The organism is Streptomyces sp. NPDC043854, from assembly GCF_056436005.1.
The window spans coordinates 124,166-146,163 of record NZ_JBWKDK010000004.1 but is presented as its reverse complement, the minus strand read 5'-3'; the positions used below and the strand labels follow the sequence as shown (position 1 = coordinate 146,163).

Here is a 21,998-nt window from a genome sequence, read left to right as displayed (position 1 = left end):
CAGTGTACGTCGATCTGGCTCAGCGTGCGTTGAAATACTTCGCTTCGGGGTGGTGGATGACGATCGCGTCGGTGGACTGCTCCGGGTGGAGCTGGAACTCCTCGGAGAGGTGGACGCCGATCCGCTCGGGCCGGAGCAGGTCGGCGATCTTGGCGCGGTCCTCGAGGTCGGGGCAGGCGCCGTAGCCGAGGGAGAAGCGGGCGCCGCGGTACTTGAGGGCGAACATGTCCTCGACGCCGGCGGGGTCCTCGCCGGCGAAGCCGAGTTCGGCCCGGACCCGGGCGTGCCAGTACTCGGCGAGGGCCTCGGCGAGCTGGACGGACAGGCCGTGCAGCTCGAGGTACTCGCGGTAGGAGTCCGACTCGAACAGCCTGGCGGTGGCCTCGCCGATCCTCGAGCCGACGGTGACGACCTGGAGGCCGACGACGTCGGTCTCGCCGGACTCCTCCGGGCGGAAGAAGTCCGCCAGGCACAGGCGGCGGCCGCGGCGCTGGCGGGGGAAGGTGAACCGGGTCCGCTCGTTGCCCTGCTCGTCGAGGAGGATCAGGTCGTCGCCCTTGGAGACGCAGGGGAAGTAGCCGTAGACGACGGCCGCCTCCAGCAGGTTCTCGGTGTGCAGCTTCTCCAGCAGGCCGCGCAGGCGGGGCCGGCCCTCGGTCTCGACGAGTTCCTCGTAGCCGGGGCCGCCGGCGCGGGACTGCTTGAGCCCCCACTGGCCCTTGAACAGGGCGCCCTCGTCGAGCCAGGAGGCGTAGTCCTTCAGCGGGATGCCCTTGACGACGCGGGTGCCCCAGAACGGCGGGGCGGGCACCGGGTTGTCGACCGCGACGTCGGAGCGGCCGCCGGGCTCCTCGGCCTCCTCCACCTGGAGCAGGGGGCCCGCGGCGTCAGCCGCTGATGTCCCCGTGCGCTTGGCGACGCGGCGCTGCTTGAGTTCGGGCAGGGCGGCGCCGGGGACGCCGCGCTTGACGGCGATGAGGGCGTCCATCAGGCGCAGGCCCTCGAAGGCGTCGCGGGCGTAGCGGACCTCGCCGTCGTAGATCTCGTGGAGGTCCTGCTCGACGTAGGCGCGGGTGAGGGCGGCGCCGCCGAGGATGACGGGGTAGGCGGCGGCCAGCTTGCGCTGGTTGAGCTCCTCCAGGTTCTCCTTCATGATCACGGTCGACTTCACCAGCAGCCCGGACATGCCGATGACGTCGGCCTTGTGCTCCTGGGCGGCCTCGACGATCGCGGAGACCGGCTGCTTGATGCCGATGTTGACCACGTTGTAGCCGTTGTTCGACAGGATGATGTCGACGAGGTTCTTGCCGATGTCGTGGACGTCGCCGCGGACGGTGGCCAGCACGATGGTGCCCTTGCCCTCCGCGTCCGACTTCTCCATGTGCGGCTCCAGGTAGGCCACCGCCGTCTTCATCACCTCGGCGGACTGCAGCACGAACGGCAGCTGCATCTGCCCGGACCCGAACAGCTCGCCGACCACCTTCATGCCTTCGAGGAGGGTGTCGTTGACGATGTCCAGGGCCGGGCGGGTCTCCAGGGCCTCGTCGAGGTCGCTCTCCAGGCCGTTCTTCTCGCCGTCGATGATCCGCCGCTGGAGCCGCTCCTCCAGCGGCAGCGCGGCCAGCTCCTCGGCCTTGCCGGCCTTCAGCGACTTCGCGGTGGCGCCCTCGAAGAGCTGCATCAGCTTCTGGAGGGGGTCGTAGCCCTCGCTGCGGCGGTCGTAGATCAGGTCGAGGGCGGTGGCGACCTGCTCCTCGTCGAACCGGGCGATCGGCAGGATCTTGGAGGCGTGCACGATCGCCGAGTCCAGGCCGGCCTTGACGCACTCGTCGAGGAAGACCGAGTTCAGCAGGATGCGGGCGGCCGGGTTGAGGCCGAAGGAGATGTTCGACAGGCCGAGCGTGGTCTGCACCGCCGGGTGCCGCTTCTTCAGCTCGCGGATCGCCTCGATCGTCGCGATGCCGTCCCCCCGGGACTCCTCCTGACCGGTGCAGATCGTGAACGTCAGGGCGTCGATGAGGATGTCGGACTCGCTGATCCCCCAGTTCTGCGTCAGGTCGCCGATCAGGCGTTCGGCGACGGCGACCTTGTGCTCGACGGTGCGGGCCTGCCCCTCCTCGTCGATCGTGAGCGCGATCAGGGCCGCGCCGTGCTCCCGGGCCAGCCGGGTGACCTTCGCGAACCGCGACTCGGGCCCGTCACCGTCCTCGTAGTTGACGGAGTTGATGACCGCGCGGCCGCCCAGCTTCTCCAGCCCGGCCTGGATGACGTCGACCTCGGTCGAGTCCAGCACGATCGGCAGGGTCGAAGCGGTCGCGAACCGGCCCGCCAGCTCCTCCATGTCCGCCACGCCGTCCCGGCCGACGTAGTCCACGCACAGGTCCAGCATGTGCGCGCCCTCGCGGATCTGGTCGCGGGCCATCTCCACGCAGTCGTCCCAGCGGCCGTCCAGCATCGCCTCGCGGAACTTCTTCGACCCGTTGGCGTTCGTCCGCTCGCCGATCGCCATGTACGAGGTGTCCTGCCGGAACGGCACCGTCTGGTACAGCGAGGACGCGCCCGGCTCGGGGCGGGGCTCGCGGACGACCGGGGCCAGCCCGCGCACCCGCTCCACGACCTGCCGCAGGTGCTCCGGGGTCGTGCCGCAGCACCCGCCGACCAGCGACAGCCCGTACTCGCGCACGAACGTCTCCTGCGCGTCCGCCAGCTCGGAGGCGGTCAGCGGGTAGTGCGCGCCCTCCTTCGTCAGCACCGGCAGGCCCGCGTTCGGCATGCAGGAGAGCGGGATGCGGGCGTTGCGGGCCAGGTAGCGCAGGTGCTCGCTCATCTCGGCGGGGCCGGTGGCGCAGTTCAGGCCGATCATGTCGATGCCCAGCGGCTCCAGCGAGGTCAGCGCCGCACCGATCTCCGACCCCAGCAGCATCGTCCCGGTCGTCTCCACCGTCACCGAGCAGATCAGCGGAACCGACACCCGCAGCGCCTCCATGGCACGGCGGGCGCCGATGACGGAGGCCTTCGTCTGGAGCAGGTCCTGGGTGGTCTCCACCAGCAGGGCGTCCGCCCCGCCCGCCAGCAGGCCCTCCGCGTTGACCTGATAGGCGTCCCGGATCGTGGTGTACGGGATGTGGCCGAGGGTCGGCAGCTTCGTGCCCGGACCCATGGAGCCCAGGACCCAGCGCTGCTGTCCGGTGGAGGCGGTGAAGGCGTCGGCGGCCTCGCGGGCGATCCGGGCGCCGGCCTCGGACAGCTCGAAGTTCCGTTCGGGGATGTCGTACTCGCCCAGTGCGGTGAAGTTCGCGCCGAAGGTGTTGGTCTCCACGCAGTCCACGCCGGCCGCGAAGTAGGCCTCGTGCACGGTGCGCACGATGTCGGGGCGGGTCACGTTCAGGACCTCGTTGCAGCCCTCCAGCTGCTGGAAGTCCTCGAGGGTGGGTTCCTGCGCCTGGAGCATCGTTCCCATGGCCCCGTCGGCGACGACCACGCGGCTCGCGAGCGCCTCTCGGAGGGCATCGGCCCGGGTCTGGGTGTCGGCGGGCGGGTTCGGCAACGAGGCCATGTGAGCTCCCTGGGATGCGACGGCTGTCGGCTTTGCACCCTTGCTGTGTCAAGGGTGCACGCGGTCAGGGTAACCGCGCCTTCGCAACCCCGGTGAGGGCGTCCCACGTGGCGGACTGCATCCTGTGCCCGGGGGTCGGCCGGGTGTGGCCCGGGCGGCTTCGGCTTGAACGCAGGGCCAACCATGCGCAAGGTCGACATGGGCCGATAGTGTTCAGCATTGTCGAACTACCTCAGCAGGAGGCTGCGCACCATGGCACGGAACATCCAGTCGCTCGAACGAGCCGCTGCGATGCTGCGGCTCCTTGCCGGCGGTGAGCGCCGCCTCGGCCTCTCGGACATCGCGAGTGCCCTGGGGCTGGCCAAGGGCACGGCGCACGGGATCCTGCGCACGCTCCAGGCCGAGGGCTTCGTCGAGCAGGACCAGGCCTCCGGCCGCTACCAGCTGGGCGCGGAGCTGCTGCGCCTGGGGAACAGCTATCTGGACGTGCACGAGCTGCGCGCCCGGGCGCTCGTGTGGACGGACGACCTGGCCCGCGCGAGCGGCGAGAGCGTGTACGTGGGCGTGCTGCACAAGAGCGGGGTGCTGATCATGCACCACGTCTTCCGCCCCGACGACAGCCGCCAGGTGCTGGAGGTGGGGGCCATGCAGCCGCTGCACTCCACGGCGCTGGGCAAGGTCCTGTCGGCGTACGACCCGGTCGCCCACACGGAGGCCCTGGAGGCCGAGCGCGAGGCGTTCACGCCGCGCACGGTCACGGACGGCGCGGGCTTCGAGGAGGTGCTGGACCTGACCCGGGCGCGCGGCTGGGCCGCGGACGTCGAGGAGACCTGGGAGGGCATCGCCTCGGTGGCCGCGCCCATCCACGACCGCCGCCGGATGCCGGTGGGCGCGGTGGCGGTGGCCGGTGCGGTGGAGCGCGTCTGCGGGGAGTCCGGGGAGCCGCGCGCGAACCTGGTGGCGTCGGTGCGCGACTGCGCGCGGGCCGTTTCCCGCGACCTCGGCGCGGGCCGGTTCTAGCTCTCGACCTGCATGTTCCCGGCCACTCCGTGGCCGTTTTCTGCTGCCTTGTTGCCATATTCCGGCCATCGGATGGCTTGATTTGTTCGATCGTACTGCGTGGTAACGATCCGACACATTGGCCTGGCCAACCCTTGACGCGTTCTTCACCTGGGCGAAAAACTGCCGTTCATCGGTCGGCATTGTCGAACACCTACCGGCAATACGCGCTAGGGTGTGACAAGGCCAAGGACCGGTGAACCACTCACCGAGTGCGCGAACGCGGGCCGGGACCTCGCGTCCGCGCACCCCTGGACGTAAGACAAAGGAGTCGCGGGTGTCCAGCTCCGACATCTTCCTCGGCGAGACCATCGGTACCGCCCTGCTCACCCTGCTCGGCGGTGGTGTCTGCGCCGCCGTGACCCTCAAGAGCTCCAAGGCCCGCAACGCAGGCTGGCTCTCGATCACGTTCGGCTGGGGTTTCGCCGTACTGATCGCCGCCTACGTCTCCGCCCCGCTCTCCGGTGCACACCTCAATCCGGCGGTCACCGTCGGCCTCGCAGTCAAGAACGGCGACTGGAGCGACACTCCCGTCTACTTCGCCGGCCAGCTCCTCGGCGCCATGCTCGGCGCCGTCCTGATGTGGGTCACCTACTACGGCCAGTTCCGCGCCCACCTCGCGGACCCGGAGCACATCCGTGACGCCAAGCTCGGCCCGGAGGACCCCCACCCGCACGACGTGGCCGGCCCGGTGCTCGGGATCTTCTCCACCGGCCCCGAGATCCGCAACGCGGTCCAGAACCTGGCCACCGAGATCATCGGCACGGCCGTCCTCGTCCTGGCGATCCTGACCCAGGGCCTTCAGGACGACGGCAAGGGCCTCGGCGTCATCGGCGTCCTGATCACCTCCTTCGTCGTCGTCGGCATCGGCCTCTCCCTCGGCGGCCCGACCGGCTACGCCATCAACCCGGTCCGCGACCTCGGTCCGCGCATCGTCCACGCCCTGCTGCCGCTGCCCAACAAGGGCGGCTCCGACTGGGGTTACTCCTGGATCCCGGTGGTCGGCCCGCTCGTCGGCGCCGTCATCGCCGGCGGTCTGTACAACATCGCGTTCGCCTGATCAGCACGGCCCCGCGCTCGTAAGATCCGCACCGCCCACCTGATTCCGCACTCTTCACAGACCTGCCAGGAGCAGCCACCATGACCAGCAGCACCGGCCCGTTCATCGCCGCCATCGACCAGGGCACCACCTCCTCCCGCTGCATCGTCTTCGACCGCGACGGCCGCATCGTCGCCGTCGACCAGAAGGAGCACGAGCAGATCTTCCCGAAGCCGGGCTGGGTCGAGCACGACGCCAGGGAAATCTGGGCCAACGTCCAGGAGGTCGTCGCCGGCGCCATCGCCAAGGCCGAGATCACGGCCGCCGACGTCAAGGCGATCGGCATCACCAACCAGCGCGAGACCACCGTCCTGTGGGACAAGAACACCGGCGAGCCGGTGCACAACGCGCTGGTCTGGCAGGACACCCGCACCGACGCCCTGTGCAAGGAGCTCGGCCGCAACGTCGGCCAGGACCGCTTCCGCCGCGAGACGGGCCTGCCGCTCGCCTCGTACTTCGCGGGCCCGAAGGTCCGCTGGCTGCTCGACAACGTCGAGGGCCTGCGCGAGCGCGCCGAGGCCGGCGACATCCTCTTCGGCACCATGGACTCCTGGGTCATCTGGAACCTGACCGGCGGCGCCCAGGGCGGCGTGCACGTCACCGACGTCACCAACGCCTCCCGCACCATGCTCATGAACCTGCACACGCTCGCCTGGGACGAGCGCATCGCGGAGTCCATGGACGTCCCGCTGAAGGTCCTGCCCGAGATCAAGTCCTCCGCCGAGGTCTACGGCCACGTCAAGGACGGCGTCCTCGCCGGCGTCCCGGTCGCCTCGGCGCTCGGCGACCAGCAGGCCGCCCTGTTCGGCCAGACCTGCTTCGCCGAGGGCGAGGCCAAGTCCACCTACGGCACCGGAACGTTCATGCTGATGAACACCGGCGACAAGGTCATCAACTCCTACAGCGGCCTGCTGACCACGGTCGGCTACCAGATCGGCGACCAGAAGCCGGTCTACGCCCTGGAGGGCTCCATCGCCGTCACCGGCTCGCTCGTCCAGTGGATGCGCGACCAGATGGGCCTGATCAAGTCCGCGGCCGAGATCGAGACCCTGGCCTCCTCCGTCGAGGACAACGGCGGCGCCTACTTCGTGCCCGCCTTCTCCGGCCTGTTCGCCCCGTACTGGCGCTCCGACGCCCGCGGTGTGATCGCCGGCCTCACCCGGTACGTGACGAAGGCGCACATCGCCCGTGCCGTCCTGGAGGCCACCGCCTGGCAGACCCGCGAGATCACCGATGCCATGACCAAGGACTCCGGCGTCGAGCTGACGGCCCTCAAGGTCGACGGCGGCATGACCTCCAACAACCTGCTGATGCAGACGCTCTCGGACTTCCTGGACGCCCCCGTGGTCCGTCCGATGGTCGCCGAGACCACCTGCCTCGGCGCCGCCTACGCCGCCGGCCTGGCCGTCGGCTTCTGGCCGGACACCGACGCCCTGCGCGCCAACTGGCGCCGCGCGGCCGAGTGGACCCCGCGGATGCCCGCCGAGCAGCGGGACCGCGAGTACAAGAACTGGCTCAAGGCCGTCGAGCGGTCCATGGGCTGGATCGACGAGGAAAACGCCGGCTGACCGCACCAGCCGACGAACCGATGAGGAGCTGAAGAACATGAGCACCCTGCAGAGCGTCCCCGCCCTGGGAACGCACCCGACCGCCGGCTCGAACGCGAGCCGCGCCGAGACCCGTGAGCAGCTGGCCAAGGCCACGTACGACCTGCTGGTCATCGGCGGTGGAATCCTGGGCACCTCGGTGGCCTGGCACGCCGCGCAGTCGGGTCTGCGGGTGGCCATGGTGGACGCCGGCGACTTCGCCGGCGCCACCTCCTCCGCCTCCTCCAAGCTCGTCCACGGCGGCCTGCGCTACCTGCAGACCGGCGCGGTCAAGCTGGTGGCCGAAAACCACCACGAGCGGCGGGTGCTGGCCAAGGACGTGGCCCCGCACCTGGTCAACCCGCTCACCTTCTACCTGCCGGTCTACAAGGGCGGTCCGGTGGGTGCGGCCAAGCTGGGCGCGGGCGTCTTCGCCTACTCCGCCCTCTCGGCCTTCGGCGACGGCATGGGCAAGGTCATATCCCCGGCCCGTGCCGTCGCCGACAACCCCGGCCTGAAGACGGACAACCTCAAGGCCGTCGCCGTCTACTACGACCACCAGATGAACGACTCCCGCGTCGCCGTCATGACGGTCCGCGCGGCCGTCGAGTCCGGTGCGGTCGTCCTCAACCACGCCGAGGTCACCGGCCTGCGCATGACGCGCGGCCGGGTCTCCGGCGCCGAGCTCAAGGACCGCCTCGACGGCACCGAGTTCGGCGTCGACGCCCGCGTCGTGCTCAACGCCACCGGCCCGTGGGTGGACCACCTGCGGCGCATGGAGGACAAGCACGCGCTGCCGTCGATCCGCCTCTCCAAGGGCGCCCACATCGTCATGAAGCGCAAGTCGCCGTGGAAGGCCGCCATGGCCACCCCGATCGACAAGTACCGCATCACCTTCGCCCTGCCGTGGGAGGACCAGCTGCTGCTGGGCACCACCGACGAGGTGTACGAGGGCGACCCGGCGGACGTGCGCGCCACCGAGAAGGACATCCAGCAGATCCTGGACGAGGCCGCCTTCTCCGTGAAGGACGCCGACCTCGACCGCTCCCTGATGACCTACGCCTTCGCCGGCCTGCGCGTGCTGCCGGGCGGCCCCGGCGGCGTCGAGAAGGCCAAGCGCGAGACGGTCGTCACCGAGGGTGCCGGCGGCATGCTGTCCGTGGCCGGCGGCAAGTGGACCACGTACCGCCACATCGGCCGGGTGGTCATGGACAAGCTGGCGAAGCTCCCGGGCCGCCCGCTGATCGACGACATGGAGCCGGTGAAGTCGCTGGTCCGCCGGGTCCCGCTGCCCGGTGTCGCCAACCCGAACGCGGTCGCGCACCGCCTCCTCGTGGACCGCGAGCCCGGCGCCCGCATGGACCCGCTGACCGCCCGCCACCTGGCGTCCCACTACGGTTCGCTGGCCTTCGACATCGCCCGCATGGCGAACGAGGACCCGGCGCTGGCCGAGCGGATCCACCCGGACGGCCCGGAAATCTGGGCGCAGGTCGCCTACGCCCGCGACTTCGAGTGGGCCGAGACCGTCGACGACGTGCTCCGCCGCCGTACGACGGTGACCATCCGCGGTCTGGACGACGACGCGGTCCGCGGCCGCGTCGAGGAGATGCTGGGCCGCAAGGCATAGCCTCCGGCAAGGTGGGGAAGAGGGGCGGTTCCGAGGGGAACCGCCCCTCTGTCGTGGGCTGTGGCCGCCGTCCCCACAAGGCTTAGGCTGGCCCACGTACACAAGCAACTTGGGAAGGAGACCTGGGTGATCGAGCTTGAGGGCGTGCCCGAGCTGATCGACCCGGTCATGGTGGCCGCGTTCGAAGGCTGGAACGACGCGGGTGACGCGGCCTCCGGTGCGGTCGCGCACCTGGACCGGGAGTGGAAGGGAGAGGTCTTCGCGGCGCTCGACGCCGAGGACTACTACGACTTCCAGGTCAACCGGCCGACGGTGTGGCTGGACAACGGGGTACGGAAGATCACCTGGCCGACGACGCGGCTGTCCGTGGTGCGGATCGGCGGCGCGAACCCGCGCGACCTCGTGCTCGTACGGGGCATCGAGCCGTCGATGCGGTGGCGGTCGTTCTGCAACGAACTCCTCGGCTTCGCCCACGAATTGGGCGTCGAGATGGTGGTCGTCCTCGGCGCACTGCTCGGCGACACCCCGCACACCCGGCCGGTGCCGGTCAGCGGGGTCACCTCGGATCCCGACCTGGCGCGGACGATGCACCTGGAGGAGACCAAGTACGAGGGCCCGACCGGCATCGTCGGCATCCTCCAGGAAGCCTGCACCCACGCCGGGGTCCCCGCCGTGTCCCTGTGGGCGGCCGTCCCCCACTACGTCTCCCAGCCGCCGAACCCGAAGGCGACGCTCGCCCTGCTGAACCGGCTGGAAGACCTGCTCGACCTCCGGATCCCGCTCGGTGAGCTCCCGGAGGACGCGCGGGCCTGGCAGCTGGGGGTCGACCAACTCGCCGCGGAGGACAGCGAGGTCGCGGAGTACGTCCAGACGCTGGAGGAGGCGCGGGACACCGCGGACCTGCCGGAGGCGTCCGGGGACGCCATCGCCCGGGAGTTCGAGCGGTACCTGCGGCGGCGGGATCCGGGGACCGAACCGGGGCCTGCCGGCGGGGGTGACGGTTCGTACCTGCGGGACACCTCGTCCGGGCGGACGCGACCGCCGCGGCGGGCCGTGGATCCGGAGCCGGAGCCGGGGTCGGGGCCCGCGCAGGACCCGGGGGACGACACCGCCGGCCCGGCGGAGCCGCCGCAGCCGTAGCCCCGCGGGGCGCTGGCGCCGGGCGCCGGGATCCGGGCGGGCCCGGACCTCCCGGGCCCGGCCTCGGAAGCGGGGCGGGGTGGTGCGCCGCTGCGCGGAGCCGCTCCCCTACCCGCCCCTTCCCGAAACCGGGGCTCCGCCCCGGACCCCGACGGGCGCTCCGCGCCCGTGCGCTCAAACGCCGCGCAGGCTGGATCTGCCCCGCCCGTGGCGGCGGGGTTACAGGGCTACGCCCAGGAGGGCGTCCACCGTGCGGGTGACCAGGCCCGGGGCCGCGGTGTCGGTGCCGTCGGCGGCGTTCTGGGCGTCCGCCCAGCGGTCCACGGCCGCGAGGGCCGCCGGGGCGTCCAGGTCGTCGGCGAGGGCCGCGCGGACCTCCTCGACCAGGGCGTCGGCCGGAAGCCCGTCCGGGCGGGACACGGCCGCGCGCCAGCGCGCCAGGCGGGCCTCCGCCTCGGCGAGGACGTCGTCCGTCCACTCCCAGTCCGCGCGGTAGTGGTGCGCGAGCAGGGCGAGGCGGATCGCCGCCGGGTCGACGCCGGCCCTCCGCAGGGCGGAGACGAAGACCAGGTTGCCCTTGGACTTCGACATCTTCTCGCCGTGCAGCGCGACCATGCCCGCGTGCACGTACGCCTTGGCCATCGGGAACTCGCCCGTCAGGACCTGCGCGTGCGAGGCGCCCATCTCGTGGTGCGGGAACGCCAGGTCGGATCCGCCGCCCTGGATGTCGAAGCCCATGCCCAGGTGATCCAGGGCGATGGCCACGCACTCGATGTGCCAGCCGGGGCGGCCCCGGCCGAGGGAGGCGCCGTCCCAGCTGGGCTCGCCGTCGCGGGCGGCCATCCACAGCATCGGGTCGAGCGGGTTCTTCTTGCCCGGGCGGTCCGGGTCGCCGCCGCGCTCCGCGGACAGCAGGCGCATGGCCTCCGCGTCGAGGTTGGACACGCCGCCGAAGTGCGTGTCGGACTCCACGGAGAAGTAGATGTCGCCGTCCAGCTCGTACGCCGCACCCGCGTCCCGCAGCCGCTCCACCAGCGGCACGATTCCCGGTATGGCCTCGACGGCGCCGATGTAGTGCTGCGGGGGCAGGATCCGCAGGGCGGTCATGTCCTCGCGGAACAGCGCCGTCTCGCGCTCCGCGAGCTCGGTCCAGTCGTGTCCGTCGCGCAGGGCCCGCTCCAGGAGGGGGTCGTCGACGTCCGTGACGTTCTGCACGTAGTGAACCTGCCGCTTGGTGTCGAGCCACACGCGCTGCACGAGGTCGAACGCGTTGTAGGTCGCCGCGTGACCGATGTGGGTCGCGTCGTACGGCGTGATGCCGCAGACGTAGATACGGGCGACGGGCCCGGGGTCGAGGGTGATCTTCCCCCGGGTCGCGGTGTCGTGGATCTGGAGGTCGCGGCCCTTGCCGGGAAGGGCGGGGACCTCAGAAGCGGGCCAGGCATGCATGTGTCGAGCCTAACCGGACGCCTGTTCCGCAAACGAACCGGACCAGCACTGTTGGCCGGATAGGCACTCTTGCGGTCACGCCGGTTCTGTGCCTGCCGGGTCCGGCCTGTTCAAACGGGGGGCCAGGGGATGGCCGGCCACTGCCCGGAGGGCTCGGGGTGCACTCCCGTGTGCCGCAGACGGGCCACACGGGCCCGTACGGCGGCCAGCTCGGCAGGGGTGATCAGTTCGGCCAGCCGGGTGGCGAGCGGGGCCCCGGCCGCGAGCTGCCGCTCCAGGCCGGTCAGCATCCGGCGCGCCTCGTCCGTCAGCGGTTCGCCGGCCCAGCCCCACAGCAGGGTGCGCAGCTTGTCCTCGACGTGGAAGGTCACGCCGTGGTCGATGCCGTAGAGGCGGCCGCCGGGTGCGGCCAGCAGGTGGCCGCCCTTGCGGTCGGCGTTGTTGATCACGGCGTCGAGGACGGCGAGGCGGCGCAGCCGCGGGTCGTCGGCGTGGACGAGGAGCGCGGTGCGGCCCTCCCCGATGTCGGCGAAGGCGACCGGCTTCCAGCCCTCCCCCGCCTCCTCGCCCTCGACGAGGGCCAGCAGCCCGTCGGCCCCGGAGGACCCGTCGACGCGGCCTCCGGGCCCGTCGGGCTCGTCGGGCTCGATCCACTGCTGGACCATGCCCTCCCCGTACGGCCCGTCGCGCAGCACCGTCGGCGGCACCAGCCCCCATCCCGTGGCCTCGGAGACCAGGTAGGCGGCGACCTCCCGGCGGGCGAGGCTGCCGTCGGGGAAGTCCCACAGCGGGCGCTCGCCCTTGACCGGCTTGTACACGCAGTCGACGCTCACGCCCCCGTACCCCGCCGTGCACAGCAGTACGGCGTTGGACGCCCCGGAGATCCGGCCGACGACCGTCAGCTCGCCCTTGGCGAGCAGTTCCTCCCGCTCCCCCACAGTGTTCACACCTGGCGCCGGTAGCCGTTCTGGCGCGGGCACACGTGCCCCTCGGGGTCCAGCGGCAGGCTGCACAGCGGGCACGGCGGCCGGCCGGCGTTGACCACGTCCAGGGCCCGCTTGGCGAAGGCCCGGGCCTGGGCGCCGGTGAGGCGGACCCGCAGCATCGGCGGGCCGTTCTCCTCGTCCTGGAGGAGCCGCTCCTCCGCCTCGGCGAGGTCCTCCTCGGAGTCGGCCTCGAGTTCCACCAGCGCCTGGGCCTCGACGATCATCCGCTGGTGCTCGCCGTCCCAGGCGAGGGCCATGGTCCCGACGCGGAACTCCTCCTCGACGGGGACGTCCAGGGGGGCGGTGTCCGCGGCCTCGGCGGGGGCCACGGCCGGTACCGGCGCGTTGCCGCCGGTGCGCCGTACGACCTCGTCCAGCAGTTCGTCCATCCGCTCGGCGAGCGCCGCGACCTGGGTCTTCTCCAGGGAGACGCTGGTGATGCGGTGGCCGGCGGAGGCCTGCAGGAAGAACGTACGGCGTCCCGGCAGACCGACCGTGCCGGCCACGAAGCGGTCCGGCGGGTCGTAGAGGAACACCTGACGGGGCACGTCCAGTCTCCAAGTCTCGGCGGCAGGGGCGGGCGCTGGGCAGGGGCGGGGCTGCGCCCATGTGTTGGCCCATCCACCCTACTGCGCCGTTCGATCACGCCGCTCCCGCGCCGCCGCCCACGACCGCGTTCCCGCCGTCCTCGGTGGCCGCCTCGAAGGTCTCCGTGTCGGCCGCGGCCGCGTCCGGTACGCGGGCGGGGCGCGGGGCGAGCGAGCCGAAGTCGCCGGTGTCGCCGAGCCGGAGCACGAACGGCCGGGTGGGCGTGTAGCGGACGGCGGTGACCGAGCAGGGGTCGACGTGGAGGCGCTGGAAGAGGTCCAGGTGCATGCCGAGGGCGTCCGCCACCAGGGCCTTGATGATGTCGCCGTGCGAGCACATCAGGAAGACGGCGTCGCTGCCGTGCTCCTCCTCGATGCGGGCGTTCCACTCCCGTACGGTGTCCACGGCGCGCGCCTGCATCGCGCGCAGCGACTCCCCGCCGGGGAAGGCCGCGGCCGAGGGATGCTGTTGGACGATCTTCATCAGGGGTTCTTCGGCGAGTTCGGAGAGTTTGCGGTTCGACCAGTCCCCGTAGTGGCATTCGCCGATCCGCTCGTCGGTGTGCAGCGGCAGCTCCGGGCGGGCGGCGAGCAGCGGTGCGAGGGTCTCGCGGCAGCGCTGGAGCGGGCTCGTGACGGCTGCGGCGAGGGGCACTGCGGCGAGCCGCGCGGGAAGCGCCGCGGCCTGCTCGGCACCGCGCTCGTCGAGGGCCACGCCGGGCGTCCATCCGGCGAGCAGCCCTGCGGTGTTGGCGGTGGACCGCCCGTGTCGTACGAGGATCAGCGTGGCCATGGCGCCAAGGGTAGGCCCTGGCGTGCGGGAACAGGGCGGGGCGGCGGCGCCCGGGGTGCGCGTCCGGCGCGTGCGGGGCACAATGCCCGGCGTGATTGTCGACTGCGCGATGTACCGGAACGGCCGCCGCTCCGCTGCCCCCGAGGACTTCTCGGACGCCCTCGACATGGCCCGGGCGGCGGGCGACGCCTTCCTCTGGATCGGCATGCACGAGCCGACGGAGGAGGAATTCGAGCACGTCAGCCGCGAGTTCGGGCTGCACCGGCTGGCCGTGGAGGACGCGCTGACCGCGCACCAGAGGCCGAAGCTGGAGGTGTACGACGACTCGCTGTTCGTCGTCCTCAAGCCGGTGCTGTACGACGACGACGCGGACACGGTGACCGCCGGCGAGCTGATGGTCTTCATCGGCGACTCCTTCGTGGTCACCGTCCGGCACGGCGAGGGGGCGGCGCTGGCCGCCGTACGGCGCCGGCTGGAGCAGGAGCCCGACGTCCTGCGGCACGGCCCGACGGCGGTGCTGTACGCGGTCTCGGACGCGGTGGTGGACCACTACATGGAGGTGGCCGCCGAGCTCCAGGCGGACTTGGAGGAGCTGGAGGCCGAGGTGTTCGCACCGGCCGGCCCGGACACGCGGAACACGGCGGCCCGGATCTACGGCTTCAAGCGGCAGGTGCTGGAGTTCCGGCGGGCGGCGAGCCCGCTGCTCCAGCCGATGGACCGGCTCGCGTTCGGGAGCGTGCCGTTCGTGCCCGGGCCCGCGCAGCCGTTCTTCCGGGACGTCGCCGACCACCTGGCGAAGGCGAACGAGTACGTGGAGGGGCTGGACCGGCTGCTGTCGGACGCGCTGGCCGCGCACCTGGCGCAGGTGGGCGTCCGGCAGAACGACGACATGCGCAGGATCTCCGCGTGGGCGGCGATGGCGGCCGTCCCCACCATGGTCGCGGGGATCTACGGGATGAACTTCGACCGGATGCCGGAGCTGCGGCACCCGTGGGGCTATCCGGCGGTGCTCGCGGTGATGGCGGCGGCCTGCCTGGGGCTGCACCGGCTGTTCAAGGCCCGCGGCTGGCTGTAGCCGCGGGGCCGCGCTACGCGAGCCCGGGTGCGGTGGCGGGCGCGCCGCCGAGGGCGTTGCGCCGCTCCGGCAGGCGCAGGCTGATCATGCGGTGCCAGCCGGCGAACCGCTCGTACGCGTACGTCCCGCGGATCCCGGCGGCGAGCGCGGCCGACTTGGGGGCGGGCCAGTGCAGCAGCCGGCCCATGTGGGCCATGACGGCGAGGCTCACGTCCCGGTAGACGGCGATCTCGGCGAGGGCGCTCTCGCGCAGTACCCGCTGGATGGTCCTGCCGTGTCCCGCGCGGGCGAGGCGCAGCAGCTCCTCGTGGCAGTAGGACAGGTGGCCGTCCTCGTCGTGGCTGATCACGCGGATGGCCTTGCCGACCATGGGGTGGTTGCCGAAGTGCCGGACGAGCATGACCATCTGGTCGGCAGCGCGCTGTTCGGTGACCCGGCTGTGCGCGAGGTAGACCACGATGTCCTCCTCCGTCAGCCGCTCCTCGGCGCGCAGCTTGGCGTGCGCGAGGCCGATGCCGCACCGCTCCAGCAGCATCGTGTAGTCGGTCTCGGGCGGTACGGGGACGGCGGGCAGGCCGCGCTTGCGGAGCAGGGCCTGGAAGATGCGGCCGTGCTTGTCCTCGTCGGCGCCGTGCCGGGTGATCTTGGGGGCGAGGTCGCGCATGCTGTCGGGCACCAGGGCCGCGATCCGGGCGTTCTCCCAGCCGCCCTGAGTCTCGCCGCTGGCGGCGATGGAGCAGAAGAGCTGGAAGGAGTCGTCGTTGTCGACGATCTCCTGGAACAGGCTGCGGGCAGAGAGCATGCATCGAGTCAACGGCCGTTCCGGCGGCCGGGCAACCGATGGGTCGCCCTACTCGGCCGAACGAACGACGGACGCGGGTGAACCGGGGGCGTAACCCGGCGGAGGCCGTGCGCGTTGTTGACTGTGTCGGCCGTGGCGGGGAAGACCCCCGAGCCCCCACCACGGCCGCAGGCTTCACACCGGCCCGGGGGTCCCCCGGGCCCGGCCCCGTCCGGTTCGGTCCGGTCCGGGATCAGGCGAGGCCGGCCCGCTCCAGGGCCTCCGTGCCGGCGCGCAGGGCGGTGAGCCGCTCGTCCAGGGTGAACCCGGCCGGGGCGAGCGTGAGGGTGGTGACCCCGGCCTCGGCGTAGGCCCGCATGCCGTCCGCGATGCGCTCCACGGAGCCGAGCAGGGTGGTGGAGTCGATCAGGGAGTGCGGGACGGCCGCGGCGGCGCCCGCCTTGTCGCCCGCCAGGTACTTGTCCTGGATCTCGGCGGCTTCCTTCTCGTAGCCCATGCGCTGGGCGAGCTGGTTGTAGAAGTTCTGCTTGCGGCTGCCCATGCCGCCCACGTAGAGGGCGGTGTACGGGCGGAACGTGTCCGCGAGGGCGGTCACGTCCTCGCCGACGGCCAGCGGCACGGTCGGGCAGACGTCGAAGCCGTCCATGGTCAGCCCGGCCTTCTCGCGGCCCGCCCGGATGTGGGTGAGCGCGGTGGCCTCCAGGTGCTCGGCGGCGGGGAAGATCAGCAGGGCGCCGTCGGCGATCTCGCCGGTCTGCTCCAGGTTCTTCGGGCCGATGGCGGCGATGTAGAGCGGGATGCGCTCGCGCTCCGGGTGCACGGTCAGCTTGATCGGCTTGCCCGGGCCGCCCGGCAGGGGCAGGGTCCAGTGCTCGCCCTCGTAGGAGAGGCGCTCGCGGGTCATCGCCTTGCGGACGATCTCCACGTACTCGCGGGTCCGGGCGAGGGGCTTGTCGAACTTCACGCCGTACCAGCCCTCGGAGACCTGGGGGCCGGAGACGCCGAGGCCGAGCCGGAACCGGCCCTTGGTGAGGGAGTACAGGGTCGCGGCCGTCATGGCGGTCATCGCGGGCTGCCGGGCCGGGATCTGCATGATCGCGGAGCCGACGTCGATGCGCTCCGTCTGGGCGGCGACCCAGGAGAGCACGGTCGGCGCGTCGGAGCCGTAGGCCTCGGCGGCCCAGCACACGTCGTAGCCCAGGCGGTCCGCCTCCTGTGCCACGGCGAGGTTGTCCGCGTCCATGCCGGCGCCCCAGTAGCCGAGATTGATGCCGAGCCGCATGTGTCGTCCCCTTATCGGTTTACCGATCAGTAACGTTGCTGTGAGCAGGGACTGTAGCGCGCCCGGGTTCGCCGCGTCAGCGCCCCAGTAGTCTCAGCGCTCATGGAGCAGAGGCATCTCGGCCGCACCGGCCTGCGCGTGTCCCGGATCGGCCTCGGCACCCTGACCTGGGGCCGGTCGGCGGACGGGCCGGACGAGGCGGGCGCCGCCGAGCAGTTGAAGACCTTCTGGGACGCCGGCGGCACCCTCGTCGATACTGCGGACGTGTACGGCGGCGGCGAGGCGGAGTACCTGCTCGGGCAGCTCATCGGCGGGCTCGTGCCGCGCCGGGAGCTGGTCATCGCGACCAAGGCGGGCGGCGTCGCGGATCCGGACCGGCGCTTCGACGGCTCGCGCGGGCACCTGCTGGCCGCCTTGGACGACTCGCTGGGCCGGCTGGGCACCGATTACGTGGACCTGTGGCAGATCCACGCCTTCGACCCGGCGACCCCGCTGGAGGAGACCCTCCAGGCGCTGGACCTGGCCGTGAGCAGCGGGCGGGCCCGCTATGCGGGGGTGTCGGGGTTCAGCGGCTGGCAGCTGGCGAAGGCGGCGACCTGGCAGCTGGCGGCGCCGGGCGGGGGCCGGACCCGGCTGGCCGGCGCCCAGATGGAGTACTCGCTGCTCCAGCGGGGCGTGGAGCGGGAGGTGCTGCCGGCGGCGCTGGACCTGGGCGTCGGCCTGCTGCCGTCGTCGCCGCTGGGCCGCGGGGTGCTGACGGGCAAGTACCGGGCCGGGATCCCGGCGGACTCCCGGGGCGCGTCGCCGACCATGGGCGCCTTCGTGGAGCCGTACCTGGACGAGGCGGCGGGCCGGATCGTGGACGCGGTCGCCACGGCCGCCCACGGCCTGGCCGTGACACCGCTCCAGGTGGCGCTGGCGTGGGTGCGGGACCGGCCGGGGGTGGCCGCGCCGATCGTGGGCGCTCGGACGGCCGCGCAGCTGGCGGAGGCGCTGTCGGTGGAGGCGCTTAGTCTTCCGGAGGAGATCCGCCGGGCGCTGGACGACGTGTCGGCCCCGGTGCACCGCTATCCCGACCAGGACTGGAGCACGCTGTGAGTACGGACCGCCACGCCGCCGAGCCGGCCTCCCCCGGCCCGCAGGGCGAGGCCCAGACCGCCCCGGAGGCCGCCCCGACCCCCGCCGCCGCGCACCCGGCCGGCACCCCGGGCCCGCCCTCCGACGAGTCGCCGGCACCCGACACAGCACACCCGGACACCGCCGACTCGGCCGCGGCCGAGTCCCCGGACAGCCCGGCCGGGACACCCGCAGCATCCGGCGGCGCCGAAGGCGACACCACCGAGCCGGAGACCGCCGCCGACGCGGGCGAGGCTCCCGCCGCTTCCGGCACAGCCGTGGACGGCACCGCCGAGCCCGAACCGGCCCCGGGTGGAGACCCGGGCTCCGACGCGGAGCCCCCCGCAGCATCCGGCGGAGCCGGTGACGGCGCCGAGCCGGAGGCCGGCGCCCACGGCGGAGCCGGGGACGACGGCGCCGAGGCGGAGGGCGACGCCGCGGCCCCGCAGTTGAGCGAGGCCCAGGCCGAGCTGGCGGCGCAGCGTATCGAGCGGGAGCGCATCGCCCACCGCAAGGCGCAACGCCACGGCCCGGTCGAAGCCGGCGGCAAGCTCAGCGGCACGGCCGCCGACCTGCTGGCCGCCGTACGGGCCGTGGAGAGTGGGGAGAAGCCCTCCCCCCGCTACTTCGACGAGGCCCCGGCCGCTCCGCGGAGGCCCGCCCCGGCCCCCTCGCCCGCCGCGGCCCCGGCCCACCCCCGCCCGGCCGCGGCGGCCGCCGCCGACCGGTCCCCCGCCGCCCCGTCCGCGGAGACCGTCGAGGCCGTACGGGCGGTCCTGACCCGCGGCGGCGCCCCCGATGCCCTGGCCGCCCCGGCCGCCTCCGCCCTCGGCGAGGCCGCCGCCGACAAGCTCGCCGAGAACCCCTGGCGGCTCCTGGCCGTGGCCGGGATCCGCCCGACCCAGGCGGACTCCTTCGCCCGGGCCCTGCTGGGCCCCGCCGCGGGCCCGGGCGACGAGCGGCGCGCCACCGCCCTCGTCGGCTGGCTACTGGAGCAGGCCGCCCTCAAGGGCCACACCGCCCTGGAGGCGCCCACCCTGGAGTCCGCCCTGGCCCGGTACGGCGTTCCGCAGCCGGCGGAGGCCCTGGAGCAGGCCGTCGCCGAGGGCCTGGTCCTGGTCTTCCACGAGCCGCTGGGTGCGCCCGCCGCCGAGGGCGAGGAGCAGCCCGTACAGGTACTGCTGGGCCTGGAGGCGTACGCGCTGGCCGAGGAGAGCCTGGCCGACGGCCTGGCCCGACTGGCCGGCACCTTCACCGCGGCCGCGGACGCCGCCGGCTGGGAGGAGGCGGCCGCCGCCGGCAGGGGCGCCGAGCTGATCCGGGCGGTCGCCGCGCACGGCCTGGTCGTCCACACCGGCGGCGAGGCGGCCCGCGCCGAGCCGCTGGCCCTGCTGGAGACCGCCGGGAAGCTGGGTCTGCGCGCCTGCCTGGCCGCGCACGCCCCCGCGCCGGGCGCCGTCACCGTGGCCGGGCTGCTGGCCGGGACCGAGGGGCCGGAGCGGGACGCGGACGGGCAGTTCGCGCTGGACCTGCTCGTGGTGCTGGACGCGCCGCAGCTGGACGTGGAGAGCGCCGCCGAGCTGGTGGAGTCGGTGCCCGACGGCGCCCGGCTGGTGCTGTCCGGTGATCCGGCGGTGCTCGGGTCGGCGGGCCCGGGGCGGGTGTTCGCCGATGTGCTCGCGGCCCGCGCCTGCCCGCAGGTGGTCTCCCGCATCCCCGATCCGGGCCCGCTCGGCGAGCTGGTCTCGGGCATCGGGATCGGCGAGTTGAACCAGGTCGAGGCGCCCGGCAAGGAGGTCGTCATCGTCCCCGTGCGCGACGCGGGGGAGGCGGTGCACCGCACCGTCCAGCTGGTGGCCGAGTCGGTGCCGCGGGCCTTCGGGATCGGGGCGGACGGCGTCCAGGTGATCACCCCGGGCCACGGCGGGCCGTCGGGCACCCGGGCGCTGAACGCGGCGCTGAAGGAGCGGCTGAACCCCGGCCCGGGCCGGTTCGACGGCTTCGACCCCGGCGACCGGGTCGTCCATGTGCCCTCGCCGGGGCGGGCCGTCCCGGGCCGGGTGGTCTCGGCGGACGCGGAGGGCCTGCACCTGGACACCGCGGGCGGTCGGATCGTCGTACCGAAGGAGCGGGTGGCGGCGCAGGTGCGGCACGGCTGGGCGGTGACGGCGCATCAGGCCGTCGGCATGCGCTGGCCGGCGGTGGTCGCCGTACTGCCGGGTGATGCCGCGCAGATGCTGTCGCGGGACTGGGTGTACACGGCGTTCGGCCGGGCCGAGCGGCACCTGTCGGTGGTGCACGGGGTCGACCAGGCGCTGCCGCACGCCGTCGCGGACGTGCTGCCGAAGCCGCGTACGACCCGGCTGGCGGGTCTGCTGCGGTCGCTGGCGGCGGCGGCCGAGGAGCAGCCGGAGTAACCCGCCGGAGCGGACGACGCGGCCCACGCCTGGGAAGGGCGTGGGCCGCGTCGCCGCTCACCGCCTCGGGGCGGATCAGGCGGGGGCGAAGCCCGGCTCGGCCGCCTCGTCGTCCTCGTCCTCCCCCTCGTCCACGCCCTCTTCTTCGTCCTCTTCTTCGTCCGCGTCCTCGTCCTCGTCGTCGAAGACGGAGCTGACGTCGAACCGGTGCAGTACGTCCTGCGGATCGGTGTTCCCGAAGGGCGAGCCCAGCCACTCCCCCGGCTCCGCCGCCTCGGGCGAGGCGGCGATCCAGAGGGTCGAGTCACCCTCCTCCAGACCGAAGTCCTTGGCGCGGGAGGCGATTTCGTCGGGCTCGTACTCCCCGAAGAGGACGCCGAGCGCACCGGCGGTGCCGCCGTCGTGGACGAGTTCGGCCTCCCTGTCGTGCGCCGCGACCCGGTCGGCCTGGGCGATCAGCCGCGCGGGCTTGGCGACGGTGTAGTCGCGGCGGATGAGCACGCTGAACGCGGCGGGCTCGGCCGGCCCGCGGTACGGGGCTCCGTCCTCGGGCGTGGGGATCTCGAACGGCGTGACCTCGTCGTACCGGTCGTAGAGCAGTTCGTCGTACTCCTCGGCGGCGGCGGCGAGTTCGTTGAATGCGGCGTAGACGGCCGGGTCCTCGTCCCCGATCCTGCTCTCGACCGCGGCGAGGTGACGGTCGATGGCGGCCTTGACCGCCTCGGCGGCGGCGCGTACCTCGGCAACAGTGGGCAGAGCGGCATCAGACATAGTGCAGACGCTATCCGTAGCGGGGCTGTGCCCGCACAATAGATGCGATGCCGGAATACGAATTTGTCGACGTGTACGTGCCCCGCGGGGTTCCCCGCAGCGAGGCGACCCGACTGCTGACCGACCATGCCGAGTACGGGCATTGGGAGCTCGACCGGCTGACCCTGCACCGGGACGGCAGCCGGCGCGTGCGGCTGCGACGGCGGATCATCCGTCAGGTCCGCGCCACGTGGTGACGCGGGCCCCGTGGAGGGGGCCCGCGCCGTGAGGGGCCGTCAGGCCGTGTTGCGGGCGCGCCGGTAGAGCACGGCACCGGCGAGCACCGTCCCGGCGGCGAGCGGAAGGCCCACGCCGAGGACGTCACCGGCACCGGTCGCCGCGAGCCCCGCCTGCCGGGCGGGCGCGATCCCGATCCCGGCACCCGTCCCCGGAGTCACCGTCCCGGTCCCGGTCCCGGGCCCACCCGGATTCCCGGGCTGACCGGGAGTGCTCGGCGAACCCGGCTGACCGGGCGTACCGGGCTGACCCGGGGTACCCGGCTGACCGGGCTGACCCGGAGTGCCAGGCTGACCCGGCGTACCCGGCTGACCGGGCGTACCCGGCGTGCCGGGCTGACCGGGCGTACCCGGAGTGCCAGGCTGACCGGGCGTACG

The 21,998-nt window shown here is 72.9% G+C and carries 18 protein-coding genes; 9 read left to right on the top strand and 9 right to left on the bottom strand.

The features are described 5' to 3' along the window. Positions 1 to 19 precede the first annotated feature (19 nt). Complete coding sequence (gene metH, locus AC068A_RS05695) at positions 20 to 3,556, bottom strand: methionine synthase (protein WP_478581162.1); 3,537 nt, start codon at positions 3,554 to 3,556, stop codon at positions 20 to 22. A gap of 252 nt (positions 3,557 to 3,808) precedes the next feature. Here metH and AC068A_RS05690 point away from each other — a divergent pair, with 252 nt between their 5' ends. The 5 genes from AC068A_RS05690 (at position 3,809) to AC068A_RS05670 (ending at position 10,067) form a co-directional block, all read left to right on the top strand. Then, complete coding sequence (locus AC068A_RS05690) at positions 3,809 to 4,576, top strand: IclR family transcriptional regulator (protein WP_478581160.1); 768 nt, start codon at positions 3,809 to 3,811, stop codon at positions 4,574 to 4,576. A gap of 316 nt (positions 4,577 to 4,892) precedes the next feature. Then, a complete protein-coding gene (locus AC068A_RS05685) occupies positions 4,893 to 5,675 on the top strand; it encodes an MIP/aquaporin family protein (RefSeq protein WP_478581158.1) in 783 nt (260 codons plus the stop codon). Positions 5,676 to 5,755: 80 nt separating this feature from the next. Next, complete coding sequence (glpK, locus tag AC068A_RS05680; RefSeq protein WP_478581157.1) at positions 5,756 to 7,282, top strand: glycerol kinase GlpK; 1,527 nt, start codon at positions 5,756 to 5,758, stop codon at positions 7,280 to 7,282. Between the two features lie 37 nt (positions 7,283 to 7,319). Further along, entirely contained in the window at positions 7,320 to 8,927 is a 1,608-nt protein-coding gene (locus tag AC068A_RS05675) for a glycerol-3-phosphate dehydrogenase/oxidase (protein ID WP_478581155.1), read from the top strand. A 126-nt stretch (positions 8,928 to 9,053) separates the two neighbouring features. Next, entirely contained in the window at positions 9,054 to 10,067 is a 1,014-nt protein-coding gene (locus AC068A_RS05670) for a PAC2 family protein (RefSeq protein ID WP_478581152.1), read from the top strand. A gap of 219 nt (positions 10,068 to 10,286) precedes the next feature. Here AC068A_RS05670 and mshC read toward each other — a convergent pair whose 3' ends face one another. The 4 genes from mshC to AC068A_RS05650 form a co-directional block, all read right to left on the bottom strand. Next, positions 10,287 to 11,516: a cysteine--1-D-myo-inosityl 2-amino-2-deoxy-alpha-D-glucopyranoside ligase gene (gene mshC, locus AC068A_RS05665; protein ID WP_478581150.1), complete on the bottom strand. Its 1,230-nt coding sequence runs from the start codon at positions 11,514 to 11,516 to the stop codon at positions 10,287 to 10,289. A gap of 110 nt (positions 11,517 to 11,626) precedes the next feature. After that, complete coding sequence (locus AC068A_RS05660; RefSeq protein WP_478581148.1) at positions 11,627 to 12,496, bottom strand: SCO1664 family protein; 870 nt, start codon at positions 12,494 to 12,496, stop codon at positions 11,627 to 11,629. After that, the gene (locus tag AC068A_RS05655) at positions 12,460 to 13,050 is read right to left on the bottom strand and encodes a DUF3090 domain-containing protein (protein ID WP_478581146.1); all 591 of its coding nucleotides are present in this window, start codon (positions 13,048 to 13,050) and stop codon (positions 12,460 to 12,462) included. Before AC068A_RS05655 ends, AC068A_RS05660 begins: the two co-directional genes overlap by 37 nt. 94 nt (positions 13,051 to 13,144) lie before the next feature. Then, complete coding sequence (locus tag AC068A_RS05650; RefSeq protein ID WP_478581143.1) at positions 13,145 to 13,882, bottom strand: histidine phosphatase family protein; 738 nt, start codon at positions 13,880 to 13,882, stop codon at positions 13,145 to 13,147. An 82-nt stretch (positions 13,883 to 13,964) separates the two neighbouring features. Here AC068A_RS05650 and AC068A_RS05645 point away from each other — a divergent pair, with 82 nt between their 5' ends. Next, entirely contained in the window at positions 13,965 to 14,957 is a 993-nt protein-coding gene (locus AC068A_RS05645; RefSeq protein ID WP_478581142.1) for a magnesium and cobalt transport protein CorA, read from the top strand. A gap of 13 nt (positions 14,958 to 14,970) precedes the next feature. Here the strand turns inward: AC068A_RS05645 and AC068A_RS05640 are convergent, their stop codons facing one another. Further along, positions 14,971 to 15,759, bottom strand: coding sequence for a ferritin-like domain-containing protein (locus tag AC068A_RS05640; RefSeq protein WP_478581139.1), 789 nt, complete (start codon positions 15,757 to 15,759; stop codon positions 14,971 to 14,973). A gap of 232 nt (positions 15,760 to 15,991) precedes the next feature. Continuing rightward, the gene (locus AC068A_RS05635) at positions 15,992 to 17,041 is read right to left on the bottom strand and encodes an LLM class F420-dependent oxidoreductase (protein ID WP_478581137.1); all 1,050 of its coding nucleotides are present in this window, start codon (positions 17,039 to 17,041) and stop codon (positions 15,992 to 15,994) included. A gap of 102 nt (positions 17,042 to 17,143) precedes the next feature. On the opposite strand from AC068A_RS05635, the gene AC068A_RS05630 reads away from it, so the two are divergent. Next, on the top strand, positions 17,144 to 18,139 hold the full coding sequence (locus AC068A_RS05630; protein ID WP_478581135.1) for an aldo/keto reductase: 996 nt from the start codon (positions 17,144 to 17,146) through the stop codon (positions 18,137 to 18,139). Next, complete coding sequence (locus AC068A_RS05625) at positions 18,136 to 20,574, top strand: ATP-dependent DNA helicase (protein ID WP_478581132.1); 2,439 nt, start codon at positions 18,136 to 18,138, stop codon at positions 20,572 to 20,574. The genes AC068A_RS05630 and AC068A_RS05625 overlap by 4 nt, the downstream gene beginning before the upstream one ends. Positions 20,575 to 20,649: 75 nt before the next feature. On the opposite strand, the gene AC068A_RS05620 is transcribed toward AC068A_RS05625, so the two are convergent. Continuing rightward, a complete protein-coding gene (locus AC068A_RS05620) occupies positions 20,650 to 21,345 on the bottom strand; it encodes a hypothetical protein (protein ID WP_478581129.1) in 696 nt (231 codons plus the stop codon). A gap of 47 nt (positions 21,346 to 21,392) precedes the next feature. Between AC068A_RS05620 and AC068A_RS05615 the strand changes: the two genes are divergently transcribed. Next, positions 21,393 to 21,581, top strand: a complete 189-nt coding sequence (locus AC068A_RS05615; RefSeq protein WP_360622827.1) for a DUF5703 family protein — start codon at positions 21,393 to 21,395, stop codon at positions 21,579 to 21,581. 39 nt (positions 21,582 to 21,620) lie between these two features. Here the strand turns inward: AC068A_RS05615 and AC068A_RS05610 are convergent, their stop codons facing one another. Beyond that, a complete protein-coding gene (locus tag AC068A_RS05610; protein WP_478581126.1) occupies positions 21,621 to 21,782 on the bottom strand; it encodes a hypothetical protein in 162 nt (53 codons plus the stop codon). Between the last annotated feature and the right edge of the window lie 216 nt (positions 21,783 to 21,998).

Coding starts and splice junctions, on each gene's coding strand:
- AC068A_RS05635 (WP_478581137.1), bottom strand. CDS start 17,041: ATGCGGCTCGGCATCAATCTCGGCTACTGGGGCGCCGGCATGGACGCG.
- glpK (WP_478581157.1), top strand. CDS start 5,756: ATGACCAGCAGCACCGGCCCGTTCATCGCCGCCATCGACCAGGGCACC.
- mshC (WP_478581150.1), bottom strand. CDS start 11,516: ATGCATGCCTGGCCCGCTTCTGAGGTCCCCGCCCTTCCCGGCAAGGGC.
- AC068A_RS05690 (WP_478581160.1), top strand. CDS start 3,809: ATGGCACGGAACATCCAGTCGCTCGAACGAGCCGCTGCGATGCTGCGG.
- metH (WP_478581162.1), bottom strand. CDS start 3,556: ATGGCCTCGTTGCCGAACCCGCCCGCCGACACCCAGACCCGGGCCGAT.
- AC068A_RS05645 (WP_478581142.1), top strand. CDS start 13,965: ATGCCCGGCGTGATTGTCGACTGCGCGATGTACCGGAACGGCCGCCGC.
- AC068A_RS05615 (WP_360622827.1), top strand. CDS start 21,393: ATGCCGGAATACGAATTTGTCGACGTGTACGTGCCCCGCGGGGTTCCC.
- AC068A_RS05675 (WP_478581155.1), top strand. CDS start 7,320: ATGAGCACCCTGCAGAGCGTCCCCGCCCTGGGAACGCACCCGACCGCC.
- AC068A_RS05620 (WP_478581129.1), bottom strand. CDS start 21,345: ATGTCTGATGCCGCTCTGCCCACTGTTGCCGAGGTACGCGCCGCCGCC.
- AC068A_RS05630 (WP_478581135.1), top strand. CDS start 17,144: ATGGAGCAGAGGCATCTCGGCCGCACCGGCCTGCGCGTGTCCCGGATC.
- AC068A_RS05640 (WP_478581139.1), bottom strand. CDS start 15,759: ATGCTCTCTGCCCGCAGCCTGTTCCAGGAGATCGTCGACAACGACGAC.
- AC068A_RS05650 (WP_478581143.1), bottom strand. CDS start 13,882: ATGGCCACGCTGATCCTCGTACGACACGGGCGGTCCACCGCCAACACC.